Source organism: Streptomyces sp. NPDC037271 (genome assembly GCF_055603605.1).
The window spans coordinates 168,631-176,443 of record NZ_JBVJVN010000012.1; the positions used below are offsets into that span (position 1 = coordinate 168,631).

A 7,813-nucleotide genomic window follows, 5' to 3' on the forward strand; every position below is an offset into this window, starting at 1 on the left:
GTGGTCCGCGGGGCCGAGCCGGTCGTCAGTCCCGCACCGTGGGGTGCGCGTCCCGGAGCCGGCCCCGGCCCAGCGCGCCGGGCAGCTCGGTCCTGCGCCGTATCCGCAGCTTCCGGTAGGCGTTCGTCAGGTGGGTCTCCACGGTGCGGCGGGCCAGGTGCAGCAGCTCGGCGATCTCGGTGTTGGTGCGGCCGTCGGCCGCCAGTTCGGCGATACGGCGCTCGCTGCCGGTCAGTGCCCCGGAGCCGGCCCGGGCGGTCGCCGGGCCCCGGGCGCCGCTCTCCCGCAGGGCCTGCCCTGCCATGTCCAGCAGCCGCAGGGCGCCCTTGCGTTCGGCCCGCTCCGCCGCCTCGCGCAGGCAGTCGCGGGCGCGGCCGCGCTCCCCGGCGGCGGTGAGCTGACGGCCCTGGTCGAGCAGTGCCGGGATCAGCTCCATGTCGGTGTCGGCGGGCGCGTCCCGCAGGATGCGTACGGCCTCCTCGGCCAGTTCCAGGCCGCGCCGCCCGCCGGTCGCGGTGCCCAGCACGCGCAGGGCGCGGCCCACCGTGCGCGGGGTGTTCCACACCCGGGCCAGCCGCAGTTCCTCCGTCGCCAGCGCCAGTGCCTCGCGACCGCCGCCCAGCGCCAGCCGGCACTCCACGATCGCCGTCCGCCACGGGGTGACGACCGGGCTGACCACCTCGCGGGCGGTCTGCCGGCGTCCGCACTCCAGGAAGTCGTGGAGCGCGCCCGCCGGGTCGCCGGCGGCGGCCCGCTGTACGCCCCGCGCGTACAGGAAGCGGTTCAGTTCCCAGCCCTCCGGCGCCCGGCGCAGGTCGAAGGCGTTCGCGAGCCGCGCGGCCTCGTCGTCGCGGCCGGTGTGGACGAGGGCCATCAGGACGTGGGCGTCCCGGTTGGTGGGCCCGGTGCGGGACCGTGCCGGGCCCGCCGCGGCGGCGTCGGCGGCGAGCAGCCGGGCGTGGTCGCCGCGGGCCGCGGCGATGTCGGCACGGGTGTTGAGGAGCGCGTGCTGCATCGGGTGGAGCAGAGCGGGGTGCTGGCCGGCCAGGCCGCGCTCGACGAGCCGGTCCGCCTCGTCGAGTTCGTCGGCCCACTGGGCGACCGCGGCGGCCGTGCCCAGCAGGAAGGGTTCGGCGAGCGGGTCGGTGGGCTGCGCCAGCAGGGCCCGTACCCGGGTCATCGCCTCCTCGGCCGAGATCAGCGCGGCCGTCGCCGCGTACCGCACGAGCAGCGCCTGCCCGGCGGTGCCCAGCAGTTCCGGGGAGTGCTCACCGGTCTCGCACAGCCACCGGTACACCTCCTGCCGGGTCGCCAGGTCCACGTCGGACAGCAGCGCACCGGCGGCCTGCACGGTGCGGGCCAGACCGGGGTGGCCGGACAGCCGGTCCTCCGTGCGGCGCAGCACCTCCATGGCCGTACGGATCTCACCGCGCCCCGCCAGGGCGGTGCCGAGGGCGACGGCCGTACGCACCCGGTTGCGGGGATCGGCCGGCAGGTGCTGGGCCTCGGCGAGGCGCGCGATGGCCGCCGGGGCGTCGGCCGACGCGTACTCCAGGGAGCCCAGTTCGGTCAGCAGCCGCTGGCGCAGGCCGTCCGGCAGCGGCTCGTCCAGGGCCCGGCGCAGATAGCCGACGGCGTCGTCGGGCCGGGCGTCGTGCACGGCGACCGTGACCGCGTCGCGCAGGACGCGCAGCGCCCAGGGCAGGCCGACCGCCGGCGTCCGCAGCAGATGCCGGGCGACCGCCTCGACCCGGTCGCCCCGGCGCACCATGGCCTCCGCCGCCGCCCGGTGCGCCGCCTCCCGGCTGGGCCGGGGCCAGCCGGTGAGCACGGCGTCGCGCAGCAGCGGATGCGCGTAGCGGGGGCGGCCGGCGGCGTCGGGGCGCAGCAGGCCCAGCCGGGTCATGGCGGCGAGCCACCCGGCGACCCGCGCGGGGTCGGCGCCGGCCGCCTCGGCGAGCAGGTCGGTCGGGTCACCGGCCCCCGCCTCCGCCGCCGCACGGCCCCGGGCGGCGGGCCGCGCGTACGGGCCGCCCTCCGCATACAGGCCGTGCTCGGCACGCGGGGTGCCCTGGCCGTGCTGCCCCACGGACTCCGCCTCCGCATACAGGCCGTGCTCGGCACGCGGAGCGCCCTGATCGTGCTGCCCCACGGACTCCGCCTCCGCATACAGGCCGTGCTCGGCACGCGGAGCGCCCTGGCCGTGCTGCCCCACGGACTCCGCCTCCGCGTACAGGCCGTGCTCGGCCCACCCGTACTGGTCGCTCCCCGCGCCCCGCGCGTGCCGTGCGCCCGGGACGTACGGCGTACGCCGCGTGTCCTGGCCGTCCGGAGCAGGCAGCGCGTCCTGGGCATACGGCCCGGTCCACGCGTCCTGGGCATACGGCCCGGTCCACGCGTCCTGCCCGTACGACGCGGTCCGCGCGTCCTCGGGTGCCGCGGCAGCGCGGGGCGGCCGCGCGCCGGGCGATACGCGGGCATGCCAGAGCTCCCCGCGTCCGCCCGGCAGGTCCGCGGGGTCGTCGGCCGGGTCGCCGTCCTCGTCCTGCGGCCACGCCTGTTCCAGTGCCGCGAGGCACCGGGCCACGTCGGCCGTCGCGGGCCCGGCGCTGTTCAGCCACCAGGAGACGGCCGCCGGGTACGTCCCGGGGTACAGCGCGGCGCTGGTGGCGGGCAGGGGCGGAGCACCTCCGGGCACGTCGCCGTCCCCCCGCGGGATGCCGCGGAGGTCGTCGAGCAGGGCGTGCAGCAGCAGCGGACTGCCGGCGCCGGCCCGCACGCACTGAGCCGTCCAGCGCGGTCCGGCCGTGGGGAAGACGGCCCGGACCAGGCCGGCCGCCGCGGCGTCGCTGAGCGGGGCGAGGGTGTGGGTGCGCACGAGGGACGGGGAAAGAGCCTGGGTCAGTCCGGCGGGCCGCGGGGCGATGTCGTACTGGCTGCGCTCGGTGACCACCAGCAGTACCGGTAATCGGTCGACGCGCCGGGCCGCCTCGACCAGCCAGCGCCGTGAGGCGTCGTCGGCCAGGTGGACGTCGTCCACGGCCACCAGCAACGGGCCCTCGTCCGCGTACGAGCGCAGCAGCCGCCACAGCCGGGCCGCGCTGCCGCGGTCGTCGCCACCGGGTGCCAGGTCCGTGAACTCCGGTACCGGGCCGAGGAGCTGGAGGACCGTGGCGAAGGCGACCCCGGTGTCCTCGGGCGAGCAGCGTGCGCTCAGCACCCGCAGGCCGCGGTCCTCGGCGTGCCGGGTGGCGGCCTCCAGTACGGCGGTCCGGCCGGTGCCGGTGGCGCCGCGGACCAGGACGAGACCGCCGGTGCCGGTGCGTGCGCGCTCGGTCTCGGCCGCCAACAGCGTGTGGGCGGCGTCGCGTTCGCGGAGCGGTCCGGTCATCGGTGCCTCCTGTGGTGGATGGTGCTCCCCCGGTCTGTGAGACGTACGAATGCGCGCGCGAGTGGTGTGAAGTGGCCCACGCGTGGCAACGATGTCTCCGGGGCCGGGCTGTGACCGCGGCCGCGATCGTGGCCGACACCGTGGCTGTGGCGAGGCTCACGGTCGCCCCCGCCCGGCGCCACGGACCCGCGCGCCATTGCGCGAAACCCTCCTGACCTGCTGAAACGTCCGACCGCGAGCCCGTTCGCAACGGTCGGTGCGCTGGTCTCGTGGTGTGCCTCGTGGTGCTCCACGATTGCGCGGTCCCAGCAGTCACAGAAGTGTGGAACACGCTCATCCGCTACCGGCCCGCGCCGGACGGCGGGCTCGTGAACAGGGGGGAAACGGTTGCTCAACTCACCCCGGGCCACCACCACAACCACCATCGGCACCGGCACCGCCGTCGGCATCACCGACCGACGCGTCCCGGTGGCGGTGTCCGCTCCGGACCCGATCAGCCGCGAGGGCGCGATCAGCCAGTTGCGCCGGCACCCGGAGATCGACCTGCGCGAGGAGTCCGGCCCCGGCACCGTGGCCCTGCTCATCGAGGACGCCCTCGACGAGACGGCGCTCACCCGGCTGCGCCGGATCGTGCGCAGCGAGGGCGCGCGCGCCGTCCTCGTGGTCGGCGCGATCCGCGAGAGTGAACTCCTGGACGTCGTCGAGTGCGGTGTCGGCGCCATCGTCTGGCGCCACGAGGCCACCGCCCACCGGCTGGTGCAGGCGGTGCTCGCCGCGTCCCGCGGCGACGGCGACCTGCCCGCCGACCTGCTCGGCCGGCTCATCAGCCAGGTGGGCACGCTGCACCGGGGCTCGGCGGGACGGCCCGGCGCCCCCTCGCTGGGGCTCGCGCCCCGCGAGGTGGACGTCCTGCGCCTGGTCGCCGAGGGTCTCGACACCGGAGAGATCGCGGGCAAGCTGTCCTACTCCGAACGTACCGTCAAGAACGTCATGCACGGACTCACCACACGGCTCCACCTGCGCAACCGCGCACACGCCGTGGCCTATGCCCTGAGGGAAGGCTACATCTGACCGAAAGGGCATTCGAAGTCGGCCCCTTGGGGCCCTACGGGCAGGGCGGCCTGCCCGGCCGTCGTCCCCGGCGCGCCTGCGGGCGGGACGTCACCCGGGGCACGATCGGGACACGATAGGTGACAGGCGTCGGCCGAGGGCGGGCCGGCGGTACAGAGGTGCGGGCAGGGCGGGAGCACGAGCGTGATCCACGAGGTGGACGAGGTCCTCAAGAGCCTCCTGGGCGGCGGGGCGTTGACGGGCTCGGGCATCGACGTGGCCTTCGAGGCACCCACCCGCGACTGGGCGGCCCGGCGCAACGCGCCCGTGATCAACACCTACTTGTACGACATCCGTGAGGACGTCGGCCGGCGCCACCGCGGCCAGATGGCGGTGCGCGACGAGCGGGACATCGTGGTCCGGCGCCGTCAGCCGCCGCGCTGGTTCCGGCTGTCGTACCTGGTGACGGCCTGGACGAAGACCCCGCAGGACGAACACCGGCTGCTGTCGGCCGTGCTGGCGACCCTGCTGCCCCGCGAGATCCTGGCCCCCGGCGAACTCCCCGGCTCCCTGGGGGCGCTGGGCCTGTCGGTGCCGCTGACCGTGGCCGGCATCCAGACGGAGTCCCGCTCGCTCGCCGAGATCTGGTCCGCCCTGGGCGGCGAGCTGAAGCCGTCTCTGGACCTGGTGGTGACCGCGCCCTTCCCGGCCTTCCCGGAGTACGACGCCGGGCCCCCGGTCACCGAGGGCGCGACGGTCCGGCTGGGCGGTCTGGACGGCGACCCGCCGACGACGGAAGGGCGCTCCCACCGGCCCCACCAGGTGGCGGCGGCCCGGACCGCCCGCGAGGAAGCGGCGGACCGCCGTACGGACAAGCGGTGAACGCCCCCTCCGCGCAGACGCCGGCCGCCACCGGTGCCCCCGCGCCCGACCCGCACGGCGGCCCCGCACCCGACCCGCACGGCGACCCCGCCCACGTACTGCTCGCCCGCCTCGCCGCACTGCGGGAGCAGGTGGCCGCGCTGGTCGGGCACCGCTCCGCCGCCGACCCGACGGCCGACGACCCGCTGCGCGGCCTGTACCTGTCCGACGAGGCCGTACACCACCTGCTGCGCGCCTGGCCGTCCGGCGACGCCCCCGAGACCCCTGAGGCGCTCGGCCCCCTCGGCGTCGCCCCGGCGCACGGGCCGGCCGGCCCGGGTGACCGGCTGGCGTGGCTGGCCGGGCGGACGCGGCTGACCGAGCTGGACACCGCGCTCCTGCTCATCGCCCTCGCCCCCGACATCGACCGCACCTTCGAGCCGCTCTACGGCTACCTCAACGACGACGTGAGCCGCCGTCGCGCCACCGTGGGCCTCGCCCTCGACCTGTGCGGGGTGCCCCCGCACCTGGCGGCGGCCCGCGCCCGGTTCCACCCCTCGGCACCGCTGCGCGCCCTCGGGCTGCTGGACGTGGAGGAGCTCGACCGTCCCTTCCTCACCCGTTCGCTGCGGGTCCCGGACCGGCTGATCGGCCATCTGCTCGGCGACGACAGCCCCGACGCCGCCCTCCTCGACCTGCTGCGGCCGATGCCGGACCCGCTGCCCGCCCCCGGCGCCGACGACTTCGTACGCCGCCTCGCCGCCCGTCTGCACGACGGCCCGCTCACCGCCTACCTGCGCGAACCGCGCGAGGGCGACGGCCTGGCCGTCCTCGCCTCCGTCCTGGACGCCGCGGGCGTCGACGCCCTGCGCTGCTCCGGGCCCGGGGACCACGTCCCCGAGCTGCTGCGCGAGGCACGCCTCACCGGCCGGGCCGTCGTGGTGTCGGGGCTGCCCGAGAAGCCGGGCCCGCTGGTGCGGGCGCTGACCGCGGCGACGGACGTGACCGTCCTGCTCACCGACCCCCGCCCGTACGACCCGCACTGGTCCCCGACCGACCCGCTGGTCCTGGACGCGCCGGGCCGCCTGGCGGGCGGCGCGGCCGCCTGGCAGGCCGCGCTGGGACCGGACGCCGACGGCTTCGACCTGGCCGGCGCCGTCGCCCCGTACCGGCTCGGCGGTGACCGCATCCAACGGGCCGCGCACGCCGCCCGCACCCTCGCCGCCTTCGACGGCACCCCGGTCACCGCCGACCACATCCGGCTCGCGGCACGCCGGCAGTCGGCCTCCGGCCTGGAAAGCCATGCCCGGCGGATCCGTCCCGCCGTGGACTGGGGGGACCTGGTCCTGCCCGAGAAGCCCCTCGTCCAGCTGCACGAACTCGCCCTGCGCGCCCGCCACCGCGACCGCGTCCTCGGCGAGTGGCGGCTCAGCGCGGGCGGCGGCCGCGGCCGGGGCGTCCTCGGCCTGTTCGCCGGCGAGTCGGGCACCGGCAAGACCCTGTCGGCGGAGGTGGTCGCGGCCGACCTGGGCCTCGACCTCTACGTGGTCCAGCTGTCGTCGGTCGTGGACAAGTACGTCGGCGAGACCGAGAAGAACCTCGAACGGATCTTCACGGAGGCCGACCGCACCGACGCGGTGCTCCTCTTCGACGAGGCCGACGCCGTCTTCGGCAAGCGCTCCGAGGTCAAGGACGCGCACGACAAGTACGCCAACATGGAGAGCGCCTACCTGCTCCAGCGCCTGGAGTCCTTCGACGGCATCGCCCTGCTCACCACCAACCTGCGGGCCAACATCGACGAGGCGTTCACCCGGCGCCTGGACCTGGTGGTCGACTTCCCGTTCCCGGACGCCGGTCAGCGTCTGGCGCTGTGGCGGCACGGTCTGTCGCACGTGCCGTCCGCCGAGGGCATCGACCCGGCCCCGCTGGCCCAGGAGTTCGAGCTGGCCGGCGGTTCGATCCGCAGCGCGGTGGTCACCGCCGCCTACCTCGCCGCCGGACGCGGGGACCTGGTGACGGCGGAGGACCTCCTGGAGGGCGCCCGCCGCGAGTACCGCAAGGCCGGCCGGCTGGTGCCGGGCGAGGCGGTCTGGTAGCGGCCTCCGGGCCCTTCGACGGGATCGCCCTTCCGGCGCGGCACGCTCCCTGGAGGGGCCCGGGCGGGCGTCAGGCATGCGCCGGGCGGTCCTCGGGCGGCCTCGGGCTGCAGACGCCCCCGGTGTCCCTCCCGGCGATCGACGACGCCGTCATCTCCGTACGACGTACGACTTCGTACGGCAGGATCCGGCGTCCGCGGCGGCAGGAAGTCCACCAGATCACGCCACGGCGTGACCGACCGCCCGAAGCGCGCCGTCGCGGACTCCCCGGGGCGCGGCTCGTGACCGGACAGGTCGACAGAGCCGCCCCGCGACCGTCACCGGGAGGGAATACGCCGCCGCCCGGCCCTGCCCCGCGAGGGGGGGGGGGGGGGGGGGGGGGTGGGTGGTGTTTGGGGGGTGGCCCTCTTTTCAA

General features: G+C 76.5%; 4 protein-coding genes. 3 read left to right on the forward strand and 1 reads right to left on the reverse strand.

The window, feature by feature from the left end; translation table 11 throughout:
* Positions 1 to 25: 25 nt before the first annotated feature.
* Positions 26 to 3,391: an AAA family ATPase gene (locus tag ACZ7G3_RS21755; protein WP_470927633.1), complete on the reverse strand. Its 3,366-nt coding sequence runs from the start codon at positions 3,389 to 3,391 to the stop codon at positions 26 to 28.
* Between the two features lie 387 nt (positions 3,392 to 3,778).
* On the opposite strand from ACZ7G3_RS21755, the gene ACZ7G3_RS21760 reads away from it, so the two are divergent.
* From ACZ7G3_RS21760 to ACZ7G3_RS21770, 3 genes are all read left to right on the forward strand, one after another.
* On the forward strand, positions 3,779 to 4,462 hold the full coding sequence (locus ACZ7G3_RS21760; protein ID WP_470927635.1) for a helix-turn-helix transcriptional regulator: 684 nt from the start codon (positions 3,779 to 3,781) through the stop codon (positions 4,460 to 4,462).
* 183 nt (positions 4,463 to 4,645) lie between these two features.
* Positions 4,646 to 5,323 (forward strand): Pvc16 family protein, encoded by a 678-nt coding sequence (locus ACZ7G3_RS21765; protein WP_426596847.1) that lies wholly within the window; start codon positions 4,646 to 4,648, stop codon positions 5,321 to 5,323.
* The gene (locus ACZ7G3_RS21770) at positions 5,320 to 7,398 is read left to right on the forward strand and encodes an ATP-binding protein (RefSeq protein WP_470927637.1); all 2,079 of its coding nucleotides are present in this window, start codon (positions 5,320 to 5,322) and stop codon (positions 7,396 to 7,398) included. The genes ACZ7G3_RS21765 and ACZ7G3_RS21770 overlap by 4 nt, the downstream gene beginning before the upstream one ends.
* Positions 7,399 to 7,813: the final 415 nt, after the last annotated feature.

Excerpts from the sequence above, each read along its gene's own strand:
- ACZ7G3_RS21755 (WP_470927633.1), bottom strand. The coding sequence starts at position 3,391 with ATGACCGGACCGCTCCGCGAACGCGACGCCGCCCACACGCTGTTGGCG.